General features: G+C 71.2%; 18 protein-coding genes. 11 read left to right on the top strand and 7 right to left on the bottom strand.

All coding sequences use genetic code 11. The features are described 5' to 3' along the window. From ACWEIJ_RS23470 to ACWEIJ_RS23455, 4 genes are read left to right on the top strand one after another with little or no spacing between them, the layout of a single operon-like run. Complete coding sequence (locus ACWEIJ_RS23470) at positions 1-1,554, top strand: NAD(P)-binding domain-containing protein (RefSeq protein ID WP_449839346.1); 1,554 nt, start codon at positions 1-3, stop codon at positions 1,552-1,554. Then, positions 1,551-2,603 (top strand): alpha-hydroxy acid oxidase, encoded by a 1,053-nt coding sequence (locus ACWEIJ_RS23465; RefSeq protein WP_449839345.1) that lies wholly within the window; start codon positions 1,551-1,553, stop codon positions 2,601-2,603. Before ACWEIJ_RS23470 ends, ACWEIJ_RS23465 begins: the two co-directional genes overlap by 4 nt. Beyond that, positions 2,597-3,874, top strand: coding sequence for a cytochrome P450 (locus ACWEIJ_RS23460; protein ID WP_449839344.1), 1,278 nt, complete (start codon positions 2,597-2,599; stop codon positions 3,872-3,874). Before ACWEIJ_RS23465 ends, ACWEIJ_RS23460 begins: the two co-directional genes overlap by 7 nt. Continuing rightward, positions 3,871-5,148: a cation:proton antiporter domain-containing protein gene (locus ACWEIJ_RS23455; RefSeq protein WP_449839343.1), complete on the top strand. Its 1,278-nt coding sequence runs from the start codon at positions 3,871-3,873 to the stop codon at positions 5,146-5,148. Before ACWEIJ_RS23460 ends, ACWEIJ_RS23455 begins: the two co-directional genes overlap by 4 nt. A 120-nt stretch (positions 5,149-5,268) precedes the next feature. Here ACWEIJ_RS23455 and ACWEIJ_RS23450 read toward each other — a convergent pair whose 3' ends face one another. Then, positions 5,269-6,381, bottom strand: coding sequence for a glycosyltransferase (locus ACWEIJ_RS23450; RefSeq protein ID WP_449839342.1), 1,113 nt, complete (start codon positions 6,379-6,381; stop codon positions 5,269-5,271). Positions 6,382-6,461: 80 nt separating this feature from the next. On the opposite strand from ACWEIJ_RS23450, the gene ACWEIJ_RS23445 reads away from it, so the two are divergent. From ACWEIJ_RS23445 to ACWEIJ_RS23430, 4 genes are all read left to right on the top strand, one after another. Continuing rightward, positions 6,462-7,898 carry a phenylacetate--CoA ligase family protein gene (locus ACWEIJ_RS23445; protein WP_449839341.1) on the top strand — a complete coding sequence of 479 codons (1,437 nt, stop codon included), beginning with the start codon at positions 6,462-6,464 and terminating at the stop codon, positions 7,896-7,898. A gap of 100 nt (positions 7,899-7,998) precedes the next feature. After that, on the top strand, positions 7,999-8,469 hold the full coding sequence (locus ACWEIJ_RS23440; RefSeq protein ID WP_449839340.1) for a peptidase inhibitor family I36 protein: 471 nt from the start codon (positions 7,999-8,001) through the stop codon (positions 8,467-8,469). Between the two features lie 177 nt (positions 8,470-8,646). Further along, positions 8,647-9,567 (top strand): ArsR/SmtB family transcription factor, encoded by a 921-nt coding sequence (locus ACWEIJ_RS23435; protein ID WP_449839339.1) that lies wholly within the window; start codon positions 8,647-8,649, stop codon positions 9,565-9,567. A gap of 58 nt (positions 9,568-9,625) precedes the next feature. Continuing rightward, positions 9,626-10,306 carry a class I SAM-dependent methyltransferase gene (locus ACWEIJ_RS23430; RefSeq protein ID WP_449839338.1) on the top strand — a complete coding sequence of 227 codons (681 nt, stop codon included), beginning with the start codon at positions 9,626-9,628 and terminating at the stop codon, positions 10,304-10,306. Here the strand turns inward: ACWEIJ_RS23430 and lnt are convergent. The 3 genes from lnt to ACWEIJ_RS23415 form a co-directional block, all read right to left on the bottom strand. Beyond that, on the bottom strand, positions 10,221-11,696 hold the full coding sequence (gene lnt, locus ACWEIJ_RS23425) for an apolipoprotein N-acyltransferase (protein WP_449839337.1): 1,476 nt from the start codon (positions 11,694-11,696) through the stop codon (positions 10,221-10,223). The genes ACWEIJ_RS23430 and lnt overlap by 86 nt on opposite strands. Next, positions 11,683-13,080 carry a polyprenol phosphomannose-dependent alpha 1,6 mannosyltransferase MptB gene (mptB, locus tag ACWEIJ_RS23420; RefSeq protein WP_449839532.1) on the bottom strand — a complete coding sequence of 466 codons (1,398 nt, stop codon included), beginning with the start codon at positions 13,078-13,080 and terminating at the stop codon, positions 11,683-11,685. Before mptB ends, lnt begins: the two co-directional genes overlap by 14 nt. A 103-nt stretch (positions 13,081-13,183) precedes the next feature. Then, on the bottom strand, positions 13,184-14,731 hold the full coding sequence (locus ACWEIJ_RS23415) for a sigma-70 family RNA polymerase sigma factor (protein WP_449839336.1): 1,548 nt from the start codon (positions 14,729-14,731) through the stop codon (positions 13,184-13,186). A gap of 120 nt (positions 14,732-14,851) precedes the next feature. On the opposite strand from ACWEIJ_RS23415, the gene ACWEIJ_RS23410 reads away from it, so the two are divergent. Further along, positions 14,852-15,325, top strand: coding sequence for a GNAT family N-acetyltransferase (locus tag ACWEIJ_RS23410; RefSeq protein ID WP_449839335.1), 474 nt, complete (start codon positions 14,852-14,854; stop codon positions 15,323-15,325). On the opposite strand, the gene ACWEIJ_RS23405 is transcribed toward ACWEIJ_RS23410, so the two are convergent. Then, complete coding sequence (locus ACWEIJ_RS23405; RefSeq protein ID WP_449839334.1) at positions 15,282-16,157, bottom strand: helix-turn-helix transcriptional regulator; 876 nt, start codon at positions 16,155-16,157, stop codon at positions 15,282-15,284. The genes ACWEIJ_RS23410 and ACWEIJ_RS23405 overlap by 44 nt on opposite strands. 100 nt (positions 16,158-16,257) lie before the next feature. Between ACWEIJ_RS23405 and ACWEIJ_RS23400 the strand changes: the two genes are divergently transcribed. Continuing rightward, complete coding sequence (locus ACWEIJ_RS23400) at positions 16,258-17,022, top strand: SDR family oxidoreductase (protein WP_449839333.1); 765 nt, start codon at positions 16,258-16,260, stop codon at positions 17,020-17,022. A gap of 55 nt (positions 17,023-17,077) precedes the next feature. Then, positions 17,078-17,473 (top strand): hypothetical protein, encoded by a 396-nt coding sequence (locus tag ACWEIJ_RS23395; protein ID WP_449839332.1) that lies wholly within the window; start codon positions 17,078-17,080, stop codon positions 17,471-17,473. Here ACWEIJ_RS23395 and ACWEIJ_RS23390 read toward each other — a convergent pair. Both ACWEIJ_RS23390 and ACWEIJ_RS23385 read right to left on the bottom strand, forming a co-directional pair. Further along, positions 17,425-18,057, bottom strand: coding sequence for a LuxR C-terminal-related transcriptional regulator (locus ACWEIJ_RS23390; protein WP_449839331.1), 633 nt, complete (start codon positions 18,055-18,057; stop codon positions 17,425-17,427). The two genes, ACWEIJ_RS23395 and ACWEIJ_RS23390, sit on opposite strands and share 49 nt — an antisense overlap. Then, positions 18,045-19,934 carry a histidine kinase gene (locus ACWEIJ_RS23385; RefSeq protein ID WP_449839531.1) on the bottom strand — a complete coding sequence of 630 codons (1,890 nt, stop codon included), beginning with the start codon at positions 19,932-19,934 and terminating at the stop codon, positions 18,045-18,047. The genes ACWEIJ_RS23390 and ACWEIJ_RS23385 overlap by 13 nt, the downstream gene beginning before the upstream one ends. Positions 19,935-19,936 lie beyond the last annotated feature (2 nt).

The following is a 19,936-nucleotide window of genomic DNA, read 5'->3' as shown; positions in this document are numbered from 1 at the left end:
GTGTCCAGCGAGATTTCGACGGAGTGTCTCGTGATCGGCGCCGGCCCGGCCGGGCTGCAGGCGTCCTACCTGCTCAAACGGGCCGGACGCGACCACCTCGTGCTGGAGGCCGGCGCGGCGGCCGGGACGTTCTTCACCCGCTTTCCCCGGCACCGGCAGCTGATCTCCATCAACAAGGTGCACACCGGCTGGGACGACCCCGAGCTCAACCTGCGCGTCGACTGGAACTCGCTGCTGACCGACGACCCCGGGCTGCTGTTCACCGCCTACACGCCGCGCTACTTCCCGCAGGCCGACGACATGGTCCGCTACCTCGGCGACTTCGCGGTCAAGAACGACCTGCCGGTCCGCTACACCACCAGGGTCGTGGCGGTGAGCAGGCCGGACGACTTCGTGGTGCGCGACCAGCACGGGGTGACGTACCGGGCGAAGCGGATCATCGCGGCGACCGGCGTGTCGCAGCCGTACGTGCCGGAGATCGACGGGGTGGAGCACGCCGAGCTCTACTACGACGTCTCCGTCGACCCCGAGGACTTCGTCGGCCAGAAGGTGCTGATCATCGGGCGCGGCAACTCGGCGTTCGAGACCGCCGACGCGCTGGTCGAGACGGCGTCGGTCATCCACGTCGCCGGGCCCGGTTCGCTGAAGCTGGCGTGGCAGACGCACTTCGTCGGCCACCTGCGCGCGGTGAACAACAACTTCCTCGACACCTACCAGCTCAAGTCGCAGAACGCCGTGCTGGACGGGCACATCGCGGGCATCCGCCGCGACGGCGACGGTTACCTGGTGAAGGTCGCCTTCCAGCGGGTCAACGAGGTGATCAAGGAGATCCGCTACGACCGCGTGGTCCTCGCGACCGGGTTCCGGTTCGACGCCTCGATCTTCACGGCGGACTGCCGGCCGCAGCTCACGATCAACTCGCGCTTCCCCGACCAGACGGCCGCGTGGGAGTCGGTGAACGTGCCCGGCCTGTTCTTCGCGGGCACGATCACGCAGGCACGCGACTTCAAGAAGTCGACCAGCGGGTTCATCCACGGCTTCCGCTACGCCGTGCGGGCGCTGCACCGGATCCACGAGCACCGCTACCACGGGGTGGACTGGCCGAGCCGCTCCCTCGCGCCCGGCGCCGTCACCGACGCGATCATCGAGCGGGTCAACCGGACTTCCGCGCTGTGGCAGCTGTTCGCGTTCATGGCCGACGCGGTGCTCCATGGGCCCGACGGCGTGCGTTACGTAGAAGAGGTGCCGGTCGCCTATCTGCACGAAGCCGTGGCGCGCGGGGAGTTCGGCGAGGTCGAGACATATCTGACCGTGACGCTGGAGTACGGCGCGGACCACGACAAGGTCAACCCGTTCGACATCACCGCCGGCCGGACCTCCCAGGACGACACCAGCGGGCTCGACGGCCGCTACCTGCACCCGGTGGTGCGGCGGTTCCGCGGCGGCTCGTTGGTCGACGAGCACCACCTCACCGAGAACCTCGAGAACGAGTGGGACAGCGAGACCGTGCACAAGGCGCCGCTGAGGAATTTTCTCGGGGAGCACCCGCGGTGAACCCAGTGCTCGCGGAGCTGCACGACAAGGCGCGTGCGGTGCTCGACCCCGTCCACCACGACTTCTTCGCGGGCGGAGCCGGGGACGAGGTCGTGCTCGCGGAGAACGAGGCCGCGTTCCGGCGCCGCGCCCTGCTGCCCCGCGTGCTGCGCGGGGACGGGGTCTGGGATCACGGCTCCCCCGCGCAATGCCCGCCGGAGGCGTTGCGCGGCGAGGAGATCTGGAGCGCCGGATTTCCCGTGCTGGTGTCCCCGACCGCGTTCCACAAGCTCGCGCACCCCGAGGGCGAGCTCGCGACGGCACGGGCGATGGACGGCACGGTGCTGGTGTCGAGCATGGCCTCGACCGTGCCGATCGCCGACGTCGTGGCGGCCGCGACCGGGCCGGTCTGGTTCCAGCTCTACCTGCAGCCCGACCGGGAGGTCACCGAAGCGCTGGTGCGGCGGGCCGAACGGGCGGGCTGCACCGCGTTGGTGATCACCGTCGACTCCCCCGTCTTCGGCCGGCACCGCCGCGACATCGCGCACGGGTTCCACGACCTGCCCGCCGGGATGGCCGCGGAGAACATGCGGGACCTGCCGGGAACACCCGGCCTGCGCGAGATCGAGATGGCCGCGTTCTCCTGGGACGACGTCGAGCGGATCCGCTCGACGACCTCACTTCCGGTGTGGCTCAAGGGAATCCTGCACCCGGCCGACGCGGAGCTGGCGGCCGGGCTGGGCACGGGGATCTTCGTGTCCAACCACGGCGGCCGCCAGCTCGACGTCGTGCCGGCGGCACTCGACGCGTTGCCCGCGGTGGCCGACGCGGTCGCCGGACGAGTGCCGGTCGTGCTGGACGGCGGTGTCCGAAGTGGAGGCGACATCGCCCTGGCACTGGCGCTGGGGGCGACGGCCGCCGGGATCGGCAGGCCGGTGCTCTGGGGGCTCGCGGCCGACGGGACGGCCGGCGTGCGGCAGGTGCTGGACGTGCTGCGCGACGAGTTCGCGCACGTCCTCACGATGTGCGGCGGCGAACTCAGCCGCGACATGGTGGTGGCCCGGTGCTGAGCCGGCTGGTGATCGCCCTGCGCGCCAAGGTGTTCGAGAAGGTCAACGGCGACAACGCGATCACCTTCCCCAACGACCAGGTCGGCCCCGACCGGTTCGAGGAGCTCTACGGCCACCCGGCCGCGAACGGCCGCAGCAAGGGCGCCGGGCTCTCGGACCTGTTCTGGTACTGGCTCTCCCCCGGCCCCGAAGTGCACCAGGAGCACCTGGAGGCCGGGCCGCGCTACGACGACGTGGCCCGCACGACGCGCGGATTCCTCGCAGGGCCGGGTGACGAGCTGTTCGACGCGGCGACCCGGTGCACCCGGCGCGTGCTGGACGAAGTGCTCACCGGACCGGTCACGCGGGTCCGGCTGCGCGACCTGATGATGCCGGTGTGGGCCGAGTACTTCTACGAGCTGGTGTTCGGCGAACCGTGCCCACGCGCGGCGCGCGACCTGATCGTCGCGCACGCCGACGACGTCGTGACCTCGTTGAAGTGCACCGGACTGCGCCATCCAGCCCGGCGCGCCCGCCTCACCCGGTACCTGGCCGGGCGGCTCGCGGACGTCCGGCACCCGCTGCCGGAGACCCTGTCCGAACCCGAGCAGGTCCACTACCTGCAGGGCACCTACTTCAACACCGCCGTCGTGCAGATGTCCGAGGCGATGGCGCACCTGCTGCTCGCGCTGGCCCAGCATCCCGAAGCAGCACAGCGGGTTCATGACGACAGGTACTTCGCGCACCTGCTGGACGAAACGTTCCGGCTCTACCCGCTGTTCGGCATCGCGCACCGCATCACCACCGCGGACATCGAGCTCGACGAGCACACGACGTTCCCGGCGGGTTCGGTGCTGTGCTTCAACTATCCGGCCTACCACGCGACCGGCTACGAGAACCCGCACGAGTTCGACCCCGGCCGCTGGGAGCACACCTCCGGTCGCACCGCGCACCACATCCCGTTCGGCATCGCGGCCAACCGTCCCTGCCCGGCGTGGCGGCTCTCCCCCATCGCGATGCGGGCGGCGGCGCGAGAAGTGCTGCGCCGCGTCACGTTGCACTCCTCGGTGACACACACGAGGTCGCTGCCGAGCCGAGGCCCCTGCCTGCTCGTCCGCGACGGTTCCGTGCCGCGCCGACGCCTGGTGCTGATGCGCCTGCGAGACCGCTGGGAGGACGTCTGGCGCAGCGTCGTCCAGCTCGTGCTCGGCACCGTGATGGTGCTGCACGCCCACCGGCTGCGCCTGGCCGGCCGCTACTTCGACACGCACCGACACCAGGAGATCCCGTGAACCAGATCCACTTCGCGTTGCAGGTCTTCGCCGCACTCGCGGTGGTGCTCGTCGCGACCACCGTGTGCGGACGGCTCGCCATGCTCGTCCGGCAGCCCAGGGTGGTCGGCGAGATGGTCGCCGGCGTGCTGCTGGGACCCGCCCTGCTCGGCGCCGTCGCACCCGGCGTCCAGGCCCAGCTCTTCCCCGCCGACGTCAAGAGCACCCTGTACGTGCTGAGCACGATCGGCCTGACGTTCTACATGTTCCTCGTCGGGTCCTCTTTGGACCACGGCTTGACCACCGGCCCCAACGCGCGCAAGGCCTCCGTGCTCGCCGTGTCCGGCATCGTGCCGACGTTCCTGCTCGGCGCCGGCACCGCGGTGATCTTCTTCGACTCCCTCAGCCCCACGGGATCGAGCCTCTGGGTCTTCATGCTGTTCGTCGGCGGCGCCCTGTCGATCACCGCGTTCCCCATGCTCGCCCGCATCCTGCAGGAACGCGGCATCGCCAACACCCCGATCGGCGGACTGACCCTCGTGGCCGCGGCCATCGACGACGCCGTGGCCTGGGTGTTCCTCGCGCTGATCATCGCCGTCGGCGCCTCCGGCAGCGCGTCCGGCGCCCTCCGCACGATCCTCGGCGCCGCGATCTTCGCCGGCCTCATGCTCACCCTCGGCCGCAAGTGGCTCGGTAAGCTCGGCGCCCGCGCCGAACGCGACGGCAAGCTCAGCCGCGACATGACGGCGATCATCCTGCTCGTGGTGCTGCTCGCGGGCTGGTTCACCGACTACATCGGCGTGTTCTCGGTGTTCGGCGGCTTCATCACCGGCCTCGCGATGCCCAAGTCGGCCGTCGTGCGCCACGAGCTCGAAACCAAGCTCACCGACCTCAACTCGATCCTGCTGCTGCCGGTGTTCTTCGCGTTCAGCGGCCTCAACACCCAGGTCTCCGGCTTCGGCGCGGGCGGGCGGCTGTGGTTCCCGCTCGCCGTGATCATGCTGGCCGCGTTCGCCGGCAAGTACCTCGGCTGCGGGCTGGTGGTGCGTGCGCAGGGCTACTCGTGGCGCTACGCCTCGGCTGTGGGCGGCCTGATGAACGCGCGCGGGCTGATGATCCTGATCTTCATCAACATCGGGCTGGCGTACGGGCTGGTGACGCCGGAGATGTTCGCGATCCTGGTGGCGGTCGCGATCGTGACCACGGCGGCGGCGATGCCGATCTACCGCGCGTCGCTGCCCGACCACCTGGAGGCCGCGGCGGACGTCAAGCCCGCGCCCGCGACCGTGCGGTGAGCAGTCGGGCGGCTGAGAAGGGCTGGCCGGGCGTGCGGTTCGCGCCCGCGACCGTGCGGTGAGCCGTCCGGTGGCTGTGAGGAGCCCTGCGCCCTCCCAGAGCGCGGGTCGACGTGCGGCCTACGCCCTCACCAGCCCGGCCAGCTGCCCGACGACCTCCGCGGGCGCCGGCAGCCGAGCGATCTCCGCCGCCACCTTCACCGCGACGTCCCGCACGGCCGGGTCGTCGAGGAGCAGGCCCGCGGCCTCGGCAACGGCATCCGCGGTGATCTCCTCGCCCAGCAGCTTCCTCGCCGCGCCCACCTCGGTCAGCACGTCGGCGTTCACGAACTGGTCCGCGCCCTGCGGCAGGACCAGCTGCGGCAGCCCGGCCGCCAGCGTGCCGAGCACCGTGCCGGTTCCGCCGTGGTGCACCACCAGGTCCGCCCGCCGCAGCACCTCCGCCTGCGGGACGAACCCCGCGACCCGCACGTTCGCCGGCACCTCTCCGAGCAGCGCCGGATCACCGGGGCCGACCGCGACCAGCACCTCGACCGGCAGGCGCGCGAGGCCGCCGACCGCGGCTCGCAGCACCTCCGTCGCTCCGAACGCCACCGTGCCGAGCGTCAGGTAGACCAGGGGCTTCCCGGACGTCAGCTCCGGCATCGGCACGTCCAGGTCGAACGGCACCGGCCGCTGCCTGATCACGTGCGGCAGCTTGGCGACCTCCGGATCCCGTACGGTGTCCGGCCAGAGGTCGATCGCGGTGTCGCCCAGCATCAGGTCCGCGGGTTGGTCACCGTCCCACATCCACGCCATCTCCGCGGCCGCCAGCTCCAGGATCGCGGACGGCATCGATCTGCCGATCACGTGCGACACGAACGGGACGCCGGCGTCGCGCGCGGCCTTCGCGGCGCCGACGTCGCTCTGCTCGTAGACCACCAGGTCCGGCCTGACCCGCGGCAGCAACGGCGTCAGGTCCGCGACCGTCGCCCGCGGCAGCACGTCGGCGAACATGGCGATCAGCATCGTCACGAGGTCGGCGTCCCCGTGCCGCCTGCGGGCCTCCGCCTCGGCCTCCCCGATGGAGATGCCCGCCGGGTGCGCTTCGAAGCCCAGGTCCCCGACCTTGCCGACGAAGCTCGGGCCGGTCGCGAAGACGACGTCGTGGCCGGCGTCCCTCGCCGCTCGCGCGAGCGGCATCAAGGGGAACAGGTGGCCGTAGGCCGGTCGGCACGAGAAGAGGATGCGCACTTTCCTGAGCCTACGCAGAGGTTTAGTTTTAGTCTACACTGAAACTATAGAGGTGATGAACGTTGGGATAGGCTCGACCGATGGACGGTGATCGGCAGATCCGGGTGCGCGCGGCGTTCGACGACTTCTTCGCACCTGCCCCGCAACGGTCCCAGAGCTGGGTGCTCGACCTCTTCCAGCACACGGCCGCGACCGTGCCCGCGTATCGGAAGCTGTTGCGGGAGAACGGGATTGATCCCGCGAGCATCGAGACGTTCGCGGACTTCCAGCGGTTGCCGTTGCTGGACAAGCAGAGCTACCACGAGCGGTATCCGTTGCCGGAGCTGTGCCGGGACGGGACGCTGGCGGGCTGCGACATGATCGCGGTGTCGTCGGGGTCGAGCGGGCGGCCGACGGTCTGGCCGCGGGCGCTGGAGGACGAGCTGCACGTGGCACGGCGGTTCGAGCAGGTGCTGGTGGACGGGTTCGAGGCCGGCGAACGGTCCACGCTCGCCGTGGTGTGCTTTCCGCTGGGCACCTGGGTCGGCGGATTGTTCACGCAGGCGTGCGTGCGCCATCTGGCGGCCAAGGGGTGCCCGATCACCGTGGTGGCGCCGGGCAACAACAAGGCCGAGATCCTGCGGGTGCTGCCGGAGCTCGCGCCGCACTTCGAGCAGGTCGTCCTGCTCGGCTATCCGCCGTTCCTCAAGGACGTCATCGACTCCCCCGGCGTGGACTGGGCGGCGTACCGGATCAAGCTGGTGCTCGCCGGTGAGGTGTTCAGCGAGCAGTGGCGGGACCTGGTGTGCCGGCGGGCGGGCGTCGGCGATCCCGTGCGCGATGTCGCTTCCCTTTACGGCACAGCGGATTCCGGGGTGCTGGGCAACGAGACCGCGCTCTCGGTGGGGATTCGCCGGTTCTTCGCCATCAGGCCCGACCTCGCGCGCGAGGTGTTCGGCGACTCGCGGCTGCCGACGCTCGTGCAGTACGACCCGGCCGACAGGTTCTTCGAGGTGCACGACGGGACGCTGGTGTTCACCGCGGACGGCGGGATTCCGCTGATCCGCTACCGGATCGCCGACGAGGGCGGCGTTTTCACGCACGACGAGCTGCTGGCGTTCTGCGCGGAGCACGGGTTCACTCCCCCGCCCGGGCCTCAGCTGCCGTTCGTGTTCCTTTTCGGACGGTCGCTGTTCACGGTGTCGTTCTTCGGCGCGAACGTGTATCCGGAGAACGTGACCGTCGGACTGGAACAGCCGGGTGTCAGCGACGCGGTGACCGGAAAGTTCGTGATCGAGTCGGTCGAGGACGCCGACCGCGACCGGACGCTGCGGATCACCGTGGAGACCGCGCCCGGACGGACCGCCGACGCGCGGGCCGTCGCGGAGTCGATCAGGGACCAGCTGCTGCGGCTCAACAGCGAGTTCGCGCACTACGTCCCGGCGGAACGGCAGCTGCCCGAGGTCGTGCTGCGGCCCGCCGGCGATCCCGAGTACTTCCCGGCCGGCGTGAAACACAGGTACACCCGACGGTCGTGAAATGAGGTTTTGCGGCACCGTGCAATAGCTTTTCCTGACTTCCCCTCCCTGCTTAAGGTGACGTCGGCCGAATTCATTCACGGGGTGAGGGAGGAATCCTTTGAGGTTCGTTCGGCGTGTTTTCCTGGCGTTGGTTCCGGTCGCGTTGCTCATGGTCGTCGGGGTCGCGGCTCCGAGCGCGCAGGCGGCTCCGGTGGCCCAGTCGGCAGTCCAGTCGGCGGCGGTCGGCGCGGCCTACGACACCGAGACGGGTCAGGCGCTGGCCGCCTGGGACTGCAACACCGGCAACGTCTGCTTCTGGAACGGGTTCGGCGGCACCGGCGGCCGCTGCATGTGGGACGTGGCCGACCCGGACTGGACCAGCGGCACCGTCAAGTGCTCGTGGGCGACCACCAAGGAGGTCAAGTCCGTCTACAACCGCGGCACGTCCTCCTCGTTGACCGGCGTGGTCTTCTACCGCAACACCGGCTACAACAACCGGATCGGCTGCACCAAGCAGGGGCAGAAGGGCGATCTGGCCGGCACGTACCAGGTGCGGTCGCACCAGTGGACCAACGGGCGCTGCGGCTGACCTGTTGACCACAGAACCGGGCGCGGGGCAATGGCCTCGCGCCCGGTTCTCGTTGCGGAATTCGGCGGAGTGACACGGCGGGTAATGTTTCCCACGGTGACCTGGCCTGGGGAGGTTGCTGTGTTGCGCATCCATTTTTCCGCCGGTGATCTGGAGCGTACGCAGATAGCAGAAAGGGTGGATCCGCTCTGGGAGATGGTGTTCAGCCGGCTGCGGCTGACCGAAGGGGACAGCGGGGTTCTGCTGGAGCCCTGGCTGCGTGACGTCCGGCGCTGTCGCGACCGGCAGGTGGTCCGTTCGGGGGTGCGGCTGCTGTCCGTGCTGTCGCCGTTGGGACCGTACTTCCCGGACTTCCTGACACCGCCGGAAGGCGCGGACGGGCTGGGTGCGGCGCTCGCCGCCATCCGGGCGACGCCGCGGCAACGGCTGCGCGAGGAGTTCCGGCTGCTCGCCGAGGTGAGCCCGACGCCGGGCTGGACCCGTCCGCTGGCGGAGGGCTGCGACGGCGCGCTCGCGGAGCTCACCGGGGCGCTGGCGCGCTACCACGCCGCCGTCATCGAACCGTACGGCGACCTGATCGAGGAGGCGATCGAGACCGATCGGACGCACCGCAGCAGGGACGGTTCGGTCGAGAGCCTGCTGCACGGCATGTGGCCGTTGATGAACTGGCGGCCGCCGGTGCTGGAGGTCCAGTACGCCTGCGACCGGGACCTGCACCTCAACGGGCGCGGGCTGCGGCTGGTGCCGTCGTACTTCTGCCGCCGGACCCCGGTGGCGTTCGCAGATCCGGGGCTGCCACCGACCGTGGTGTACCCGGTGCACCACGACTGGACGTGGCAGCGGCAGCTCGCGAGTGGACGGCGCGAGCTCGGGGCGCTCGCCGCGTTGCTGGGATCCACGCGGTCGGCGGTGCTGGCGGCGGTGGGCACCGGGGCCACGACCACCGAGCTGGCGGAACGGCTCGGGGCCTCGCCTTCGGCGGTCAGCCGTCACACGACGGTGTTGCGGGAGGCCGGGTTGCTGACCACGGAGAGGCAGGGGTTGTCGGTGCTGCACCAGAGAACGGTGCTGGGATCGGCGTTGCTCGGCACGAACTGACGTTCGCCGGGCGCGGAATCCGTGGCGGCTTCGGCCGCCACGGCGGTCCACTGGTGTGGTGGCGGCCTACGACGAGATCGCGGACTGGTACGAGAAGCAGTTCCTCCCGGCGCAACAGGACGATCCGATCGGGGTCGGCCGAGCGCTGCGGGACCTGCTCGGACAGGGCCGGGGCGTGTGCCTGGAGATCGGGTGCGGCACCGGGGTGCACGCCGCGACCGTGCGCGAGCTGGGGTGGACACCGGTCGGCGTCGACCTGTCCGGCGGAATGCTGCGGCACGCCCGCGGCCGCCTGCCGGTCGCACGGGCGGACGCGGAACGGTTGCCCGTGCGGGACAACAGCGTTGCGGCCGTGGTCTCGGTGATGGTCCACACCGACATGCCCGGCTACCCCGCCGTGCTGCGCGAGGCCGTCAGGGTGCTGCAGCCCGGCGGCCTTTTCGTCCACATCGGTGTGCACCCGTGTTTCTGCGGCGGGTTCGCCGATCGCACCGATCCCGCCGCGGTGGTGGTCCGCCCCGGCTACCTCGACGGGCACTGGACCAAGCGGTCGTGGACCGACCAGGGGCTGCGGGACAAGGTCGGCGCCTCGCACTGGCCGTTGGCCGCCCTGCTGAACGCGTTCCTCGACGCCGGTCTGACGCCCGCGCGGTTCAGCGAGGGAGGGACGCCGGTTCCGACCGTGCTCGCCGTCGCGTCCACAAAGCCACCAGACACGCCCCGAACGCACCCGCGGTGAGCAGCACGTGGACCACGTCGCCGAACCTCGTGGCGAACGTGATGTCCGACCGCAACGGCACGGAGTCGACCATCAGGTCGTCGGTGAACATTCCGGTCGACCGCACAACGCTGCCGTCCGGGCGCACGACGGCGCTCACGCCGCTGATCGCCGCGACGACGACGGCACGGCCGTGTTCGATGGCGCGCAGGCGGGCCATGGCGAGCTGCTGGTAGGTCATCTCGCCGCGGCCGAACCAGGCGTTGTTGGTCGGCACGATCAGGACCTGGGCGCCCGCTGCAGTGCTCTCGCGCAGCACGTAGTCGTAGGCGACCTCGTAGCAGATGCCGACGCCGACACGGGCGCCGGCGACGTCCAGCACGCCCGGTTCGCTGCCCGGCCGCATGTCCTGCTGGTCGGCGAACGGCGTGACCAGGCGGGCCAGCGGGCGCAGCGGGATGTGCTCTGAGAACGGGACGAGCTCCTGTTTCGCGTACGACTGTCCCGGTCCTGTGCCGGGCTGCCAGGCGATGACCTCGTTCTGGCCGTCGCGCAGGGCGCCGACCAGCACCGGCACGCCCAGCGAGTCGACCGCGCGGTCGATCACCGGGTCGCGGTCGCGGGTCCTGGTCGCGCTTTCCGGCCACACCACCAGGTCCGGCTCCGGGATCGAGCCGCCGTGGATCAACGCCCCGAGCTCGGCGGTCTTGCGCAGGTGGTTGGCGCGCAACTTGTCCGACGCGCCGAGCAGCCCCAGTCCGAGGTCGGGGGCGCCGCCCTGGACCACCGCGACCCTCCGCTGCCCGTTCTGGGCCTCGACGGAGATCAGCGGTCCGGCCGCGAGCGCGGCGGCGAACGGCAGCACGGCCCAGGCGGCTCGCACGCGCGGCAGCCAGTGCGCCAGGCCGAAACCGGTCACGACGACCGCGAACGTCACCAGCGGAGCGCCACCGACCACGGCCAACCGTCCAAAAGGACCGTCCACTTGGCCGAACGCGACCCGGCCCCACGGGAAGCCGTTGAACGGGACCAGGCCGCGCGCGGTTTCCTGCAGCACGAACAGCAGAGCCGCCCACACCGGCGCCGCGGGCAGCCGCGAGACCAGCGGGACGAGTGCGCAGGCACCGCACACGAACAGGGCCATGAGCGCGGACAGGGCGAGCCACGGCCACGGGCCGTAGTCGTCGCCCAGGAAGCGCTCGATCCACAGCAGGTGCGGCAGGAAGAACGTCAGCCCGAACACCAGGCCCAGGCCGGCCGCGCGGCGTGCCCCCGTCCGGCGAAGCGCCAGCCACAGCACGACGAACGCCGGTACGGCGAGCCACCAGAGCGTGCGCGGCGGGAAGCTCAACGCGAGGGCGGCACCAGCGACGACCGCGGCGCCGTAACGGGCGAGTTCAGCTCTGCGCAACGGGCACCCGGCGCAGGACGAGGGCGGCCCCACCGACCAGAGCGAGGCCGAGCACGTAGGCCGCGACCAGTTCCGGCACATGACCGGTGAAGTTGCCCGCGAGCGGCGGCACCAACAGGGCGAAGACTCCGACCAGCACGGCGACACGCGTGCGCCACGGACCCGCCGGCAGGCACGCCGCCAACGGCAGCACGGCCCACAGCAGGTACCACGGCTGGATCACCGGGCCCAGCACCACGATCAAGCTCATCATCATTCCCAGTGCCGTCACCTCGGAGACCCCGCCGCGCAGCTGGCGCCGCAGCACCACCGCGATCCCGCACAGGATCAGCACGAGCCCCGCGATCCGTGCCGAGGAAATCATCGCCTGACCGATTTCCGGACCGAACACCGCACCCGCCAGATAGCCCGGCCAGTTCGTCGGGGCCATCCAGCTGTTCACCTTCGACGGCGTCCCGAGCGCCTGCACCCAGCCGAACCCGGCACCTCCGGCCAGCGACGTCACGACCGACACCGCGACGGCAGCAGCGACCATGCCCAGACCGGCGGCGACGAACCGGGCCCAGCCACCACCCAGCCGCCGCGCGAGGGCGGTGCCGAGCACGGCGAGTGCGACCAGGGCGGGCAATTTGACCTGCGCTCCCAGGCCGATGAGCACGACACCGGCGGTGAACTGCCACCACTTCAGGTCCGGGAGGGCCTGCAACGCGATCACGGTGCCGGACAGCATGAGGCCGAGCATCAACGCGTCGTTGTGCATGCCGCCGACGAGGTGCCACAGCACCAACGGGTTCAGCACACCCAGCCACAACGCCATGCGCGCGGACGTCCCGGCGAGCCGAGGCACCGCCCACACGACCAGCAGCAGCCCCAGCACCGCGACCAGCCGGTGCAGCACGATGCCCGCCACGGGGTCACCGCCGGTGACGGTGGTGATCGCCCGTTCGACCGTGCTGAACAACGGCCCGTACGGCGACGGCGCGTCCCGCCAGTAGACCCCGACCCGTGCGACGGCCTCCGCGCTCGCGCCCACCGCCGGGCTCACGACGTTCGGGTCGAGCCCGCGGGCCGCCACCTCGCCCTGCGCGAGGTAGCTGAACACGTCGGCGCTGAACAGCGGCGGCGCCACCAGCAGCGGCGCGCACCACCAGGCCAGCGTCCGGCGCAGCCACGACGCGTCCGGGGTGGCACGGCCGAGCAGCGCCCAGGCCAGGACCACCAGCCCGGCGCCCGCGACGGCCAGGACGAGCGCGAACGGCACCGCTCTGGCCGCCCACGCTCCCGCGGTCAGCAGCGCCGCACCGCCGAAACCCGTCCAGCGCAGCAGTTCCGGGGTTTCGGCGGTGCGCGGTGCGGGCTTGCGGTACGCGACGGTCGACGGCATCTGCACGGAGGAGACAGTGCTTTCCGGACAGATCGTCACGCGTCCTACTGGGGTCGCGTTCCCGCGTACGACCAGAGGATGATCTTTTTTCGCCCGGAGTCGGTCAACCCGCGAAGTCGTGCGTCATCCACACGGTTCCCTTGGCGTCCCGGACGACCACGATGCCGACGCGGGTGAAGGATTTGCTCAGGATGTTCTTGCGGTGACCGTCGTTCGGCGGCTTCTCGTCGAGCATGCTCTGGGTCAGGTTGAGCGCCATCTTGGAGATCGCGTCGATGGTGTCCTTCACCGGACCGCCCATGCCGACGTTCTCACCGACCGTGCTCCACCTGACGCCCGCCGCCGTGTCTCGCTCCCCCAGGCCGCTCTCGCCGTCGCACTGGTGGGACAGCCCGCAGCCGTTGCTCATCATCGCCTTCGTGTGCCGGTCGGCGGCGGTGACCAGGGCCGGGTCCACCGTCAGCGCGGGCAGGCCCTGCGCCGCCCTGGCGTCGTTGATCATCGCGAGCACGCGTTCCTCCGGCGTCGGAACGCGCACGGGCTCCGGAGCCTGGGTCGTCGTCGTAGTCGTCGTAGTGGTCGTGGTGGTGGTCGTGCTGGTAGTGGACGACTCCGTGACGGGCGACGAGGTGACCGTGGTGATGGGCGGCGGGGTGTTCGGGATCGCCACGGCGGCGGGCGGGTCCGACGGGAACAGGACCACCGCGCCCACCACACCGACCAGTGCGCACACCGCCGCGGCACCCGCCACCGCCAGAACCGGTTTCGTGGACGCGAAACCCGTGAGCCGTGCGACCGGTCCGGACGCCTCGGCGAGGTGAGCGGCGTGCACGACCGGTTCGAGCGCCGGGTCGGCGAGGTTCTCCAGCAACCGCGGCAGATACCCCGCCGGCACCGTGAGCAGCGCGGCACCGGTCAGGATCCGCTCGACGGGCATCGCGTCGTCCACCCCGCGCCGGCACCGCCCGCACTCGTCGACGTGCCGCAGCAGCCGTTTGCGCCACAACGGGTTCGGCTGTCCCGACCACCCCTGCACCGCCTGCGCCAGCCCGGCGCACCTGGGCTCCGCCGACAACGCCCGCACGAGGTGCCGGACCGTCTCCAGGCGCCCCTTCAACCGGCTCAGCCGCACGGTCACCGCGTGGGCGCCGAGGTCGAGCGCGTCGGTCACCTCGGCGCGGGTCAGCTGCCCGACGCGTTCCAGCGTCCACAGCGCCAGCAGCTCGCGGTCGGCCGGGTCGAGCCAGCGGGCGGCCTCGTCGACCTCCCGCCGTTGCTGGGCGAAGTGCAGCCTCGACAACGCCACCTCGACGAACTCGGCGCCCGGATCCGCCCGGTCGTACTCCTCCAGCGGCGCGGGGGCCAGGTCCCGGCGACGGTGGTGCTCGCGGATCTGGTTGATCGTCACGGCGACCAGCCACGAGCGGAGCCGATCGGGCTCGCGTAACGAGCCGATGCCGCGGATGACCCGGAACATGGTGTCCTGCACGACGTCGTCGACGTCGGCGTCCGCGGACAGGGCTCTCCCCACGACGTTGTAGACCAGCGGTAGCGAAGCCGTGACGACCGCGTCGAGCGCCTCGCGATCACCGTCCTGTGCGGCGATCACCTGCTCCAGGTCCAAATGGCCCAGCCACTCCCGACCAGTCACGTCCAACACCCTCACCATCGCCGACGACTTCTGTGTGCCTTGGGAGACCGGGCAGTCTCACCTCAGGTCACAGAAACCGGGCCGAGAAGTGAGGCAGGTCACACGACTACAGTCCTGGTGATGAGCGAAGTGACCTTGCGGGAGCTCGAAGACGCTGATCTGGACGCGTTGTTCGAGTTCATGCGCGACCCGGAATCGGTGTGGATGGCCGCGTTCACCCACGAGGACCCCGACGACCGCGAGGCGTTCGACGCGCACATGCGCAAGGTGCGGGCTCGTCCGGACACCACGAACCTGGCGATCCTGGCCGACGGCCGGATGGTCGGCACGATCGCGAGCTTCGAGATGGAGGGCGACGTCGAGATCACGTACTGGCTCGACCGCGCGGTGTGGGGTCAGGGCATCGCGAGCCAGGCGGTCCGGCTGCTGCTCGAACGCGTGACCGTCCGACCGTTGCACGCCCGCGCCGCCAGCGACAACACCGGCTCGTTGAAGGTGCTCACCAACGCGGGGTTCGAGGTCGTCGGCACCGATACCGGCTATGCCGCGGCTAGGAAGGCCGAGATCGAGGAGACGATCCTGCGGCTGGGCTGACGAACTGCTCGGTGCCCAGCACGCCGAGCAGCTGGATCTTGTCGAAGGACTCGGTGCGCGGTGGCGCGGTGAGGACCAGCAGCGCCTGCGACTGGTCCTCGGTGAACAACGCCTGGCAGTCCACCTCGATCTCGCCGAGCTGCGGGTGCACCAGGATCTTGTGGTCCTCGAACCGCTTCGCGACCTCGTGCCGCTCCCAGATCGCGGCGAACTCCGCGCTTGCCTTCTGCAGCACGCGGACCAGCTCGCCCGCCCGCGACTTCGCTCCCATCGCGGCGTACGCGGCGCGCAGGTTCGCCACCTGGGCGCGGCTCTGCCGGTCCCGGTCGTGCTCCGGGTAGATCAGTCGTTCGCCGGGGTCGGTGAACCAGCGGTAGATCCCGCTGCGGGCGAGACCGGTGAACCGGGAGGAGTCGCCGTACAACGCCTCGGCGAACCGGTTCTGCACCAGCACCTCGCCGAGGTTCGACAGGATCAGCGCGGGCGTGTCGTCGAGCCGGTCCAGCACCCGTTGCAACGCGGGCGCCACGTGCGTGCTGGTGACCTGGGGCGAAGGGGCGTTGCGGCCGGCGACGAGGAACAGGTAGTCGCGCTCGCCGCCGGTCAGCCTGAGCGCACGGGCCAGCGCGGCGAGCATCTGCTCGCTCGGCTGCGGGCCGCGTTGCTGCTCCAGGCGCGTGTAGTAGTCGGTGGACATCGCGGCGAGCGACGCGACCTCCTCACGCCGCAACCCCGGTGCCCGCCTGCGCGCGCCCGCGGGCAGGCCGACGTCCTCCGGCCTCAGCTCCTCGCGGCGGCGGCGCAGGAAGGCGGCGAGCTCGACACGGTCCACCAGCCCAGTATGGCGGCGTTCCGCACGGCAACCAGGGATCGCCGATCCCCCGATGAGCGCTCTCTGCCGCGGCCTGAGCGCACGGCACGAAGATCGGTGCATGGACATCAGCGGAAACACCGTCTTCATCCCCGGCGCCACCAGCGGCATCGGCCTGGCGCTCGCCCTCGCCCTGCGGGAGCGCGGCAACACCGTGATCGTCGGCGGCCGCCGCACCGAGCTGCTGGAGAAGATCGCCGCCGAGCACCCCGGTGTCGAGACCGTCCGGATCGACACCGCCGACGCCGAGAGCGTGCAGGCCGCGGCGAAGGACGTGCTCGCCCGCTTCCCGTCGACGAACGTGCTGATCACCATGGCCGGCGTCATGCGGGTCGAGGACTGGCACCGTCCCGAGACGTTCCTCGAGTCGGCCGAGAACATCGTGACGACCAACGTGCTCGGCCCGATCCGGCTGATCGCCGCGTTCGTCGAGCACCTCCAGACCCGGCCGGACGCCACGATCATGACGGTCTCGTCCGGCCTGGCCTTCGCACCGCTGAAGGTGACGCCGAGCTACAACGCCTCCAAGGCCGCGATGCACATGCTCAGCGAGTCGCTGCGCCTGCAGCTCGCCGACACGTCGGTGCGGGTCGTCGAGCTGGAGCCGCCTTCGGTGCAGACCGATCTGCTGCCCGGCCAGGCGGACAACGAGCACGCCATGCCGCTCGACGAGTACGTCGCCGAGGTCATGGGCATCATCGAGACGCAGCCCGACGTGCGGGAGATCCAGGTCGAGCGGGTGAAGTTCCTGCGCCACGCCGAAGCACGAGGCGACTACGACCAGGTGGTGGCGATGCTCAACGCCACCGACCCGCACGGGGACTAACCACCCGCGGTCGTGGGTACCTCCGCTGCACGTTCTGCGTGAAGGGAACCACGACATGCCGCGCCGTCTGGTCGCACTGCCGCTCGCCCTGCTCACCGCCGCGGCCGCGCTCGACCTCCTGCACCTGCTCACCGGGCTCTCCCCCGCGCTCGCCTGGCACCTCATCACCGCCGGGCTGCTGCTGGGCATCGCGGTCGTCTCGGCGGACTGGCTGGACCGGATCTTCACCGAACCGGCCGTCCGCTCGCCGCGGCCCGATCTGGGGATCGTCGCCGTCCTGGTGCTCTTCGGGCTGAGCTGGGCGTTGCGGCTCGGTCGCCCGGACTGGGAGCCGAGCTGGACGGCGGTGCTCGCCGGGTGGGCGGGTGCGGCCCTGGTCGTCAGTGCCGCGCCGGCCTGGGGTCACGCCTTCGCGTTGAGGTGGACCAGGACGGCGAGCACGCGCCGGTGACCGTCCTCATCGGACGGCAGGTCGAGCTTGATCAGCAGGTGCCGGACGTGCGCCTCCACGGTGCGTTCGCTGAGCTGCAACCGCTTCGCGATGCCGGTGTTGGTGAGGCCCTGCGCCATCAGTTCGAGCACGGTCCGCTCGCGTTCGGAGAGCGTCGAGAGCGAGTCGCGGCCGAGCAGGCCCGCGACCACGTGCGGGTCGAGCGCCGAACCGCCGCGGGCGACCCTCTCGGCCGCGGCGAGGAAGTCGGCCACGTCCAGCACGCGGTCCTTGAGCAGGTAACCGAAACCGCCCTCGGTGATCAGCTCCGCCACGTGGGTCGTCTCGACGTGCTGCGACAGCACCAGCACGCCGAGGCCGGGGCAGGTCTGCTTGAGCTCACGGGCCGCGCGGGCGCCCTCGTCGGTGAACGTCGGCGGCATGCGGATGTCGACGACGACGAGGTCGGGGGCGAACGCGGACACCGCGGACGCGAGCCCGGTGGCGTCGCCGAGGGTGGCGACGACCTCGTGGCCGCTGTCGGCGAACAGACGGGCCAGGCCGTCGCGCAGCAACGCCTGGTCCTCGGCGATCACGACTCGCACGGCACCTCCGCGATGACCGTCGTCCCGGCACCCGGTTCGCTGTCGACGCGCAGTCTGCCGCCCAGCGCGGCCACGCGGTCGGCCAGGCCGGTGAGCCCGCTGCCCTCGCACGGCGCGGCGCCGCCGATCCCGTCGTCGGTCACGGTCACCACGAGGTTGCCGGCGCGGTGGGTGACCGTGAGCGCGACCGTGGTGGCGCGTGCGTGCTTGACCGCGTTGGTCAGCGCCTCGCAGCCCACGAAGTAGGCGGCGGCCTCGACGTTCTCGGCGAACCGTCGTGCCGGGGCGTGCACCTCGACGTGCAGCGGGGAGCGGCGGGCCAGGTCGTCGAACGCGGGCCGCAGCCCGCCGTCGAGCTGCAGGCCGCGGGCGAGGTCGCGCAGCTCCCCGATGGCGACGGCGACCTCGGACACCGCCTCGTCGATCGTGCGCCCGGCCTGTTCGGGCGTGCTGGTGGTGAGCTGGTGCTGGGCGTGCCGCAACGCGAGCCCGATCGCCACCAGCCGTTGCTGGGCGCCGTCGTGCAGGTCGCGCTGGACGCGGCGGCGTTCGGCGTCCCCGGCGGCGACGATGCGCGCCCTGGACGCCCGCACCTCGGCGAGCTGCCTGCGCAGTTCGACGCGCAGCCTGGCGATCTCGACGGCCAGCCCGCCCGCCTCGACCACCTCGCGCACCAGTGCGGCCTGCGGCGTCGTGTGCACGACCACGCCGACGGGCCGCCCGTCCCGCTCGACGACGACCCGCGACCCCGTCGTTAACGGTCGTCGCACGCCGTCGAGGTCCACGTGCTCGCGGCTCTCCGGCAGGTACACGAGCAGGTCGAGCCCCGGATCGCCGAGCACGTCGCGCAGCACCCGCACCACGTCCTCCGGCTCGGCCTTCCCCGCGCGCAGGGCCTCCAGGAAGTCGGTCATCCGCCGCCGGGCGTCGTAGCGGGCCCGGTTGAACCGCCGGTCGACGACGTCCTGCACCCGTGCCCGCAACGGCCGGAACGCCAGCGCCGCCACGAGCGTCGCCGCCGCCGTCGCCCACGGGGAACCGCGGCCGAACGCCGTGCCGACCACGACGACCGTCACCGCGTAGGCGGCGACGAGGAGCACGGTCAGCAGGCCGTAGGCGATCGTGCGGCTGATGACGACGTCCACGTCGAACAGCCGGTACCGCAGGATGGCCAGGCACGCGGCCACGACGAGCCCCGTCAACGCCACCGCGGCGATGACCCCCGCGGCGGGCGTGACGTACCAGAGCGCGAACGACAGCGGCAGCCCGGCACCGGCCAGCGCGGCCGCGAAGACGAACCACTTCAACTGCTGTCGTCGCAGGCCTTCCGAGCGCCGGAACCGAATCACGAGCGCGACCACCGACGCGGCCAGCGCGCCCAGGAAGAGCGTCATGCCCACCGCGAGCAACGCACCGGTCGGCAGGCTCTCGACGGCGAAGGGGTTGCGGCCGTCGCGGAAGCTGCGGCCGGTGTCCGGGCTGAGCCCCCATCCGGCGGTGGCCAGCACCAGCCCGGCCGTGCCCGCCCACAGCACCGGCCGCCACCGGCCCGCCCTGCCGTCCGGGAACAGCACGAACGTGAGGATCCAGCCGTAGCCGCTGGGCAGCCAGCTCACCACGCTGATCCACTCCGCGACCTGGCCGCCGGGCAGGCCGCGCAGCGCCCAGGCCTGGGCGAGGTCGGACGCCACCGCGTTGAGCAACGCGAACCCCAGGAACAGCGGGCCGATCACGCTGCGCCGGGCGATCAGGGCGCCCGCGCCCGCCATGACGACCGCGTAGATCGCGTACATGACCGTGTCGTAGTGGGGTTCGAGGCCCCACGCGAGGGCGATCGCACCCAGTTCCACGACCACGGTCAGCGCGAACACGAGCATCG

The organism is Lentzea sp. NPDC004789, assembly GCF_053601075.1.
This window is presented reverse-complemented; position numbering and strand designations above follow the sequence as displayed.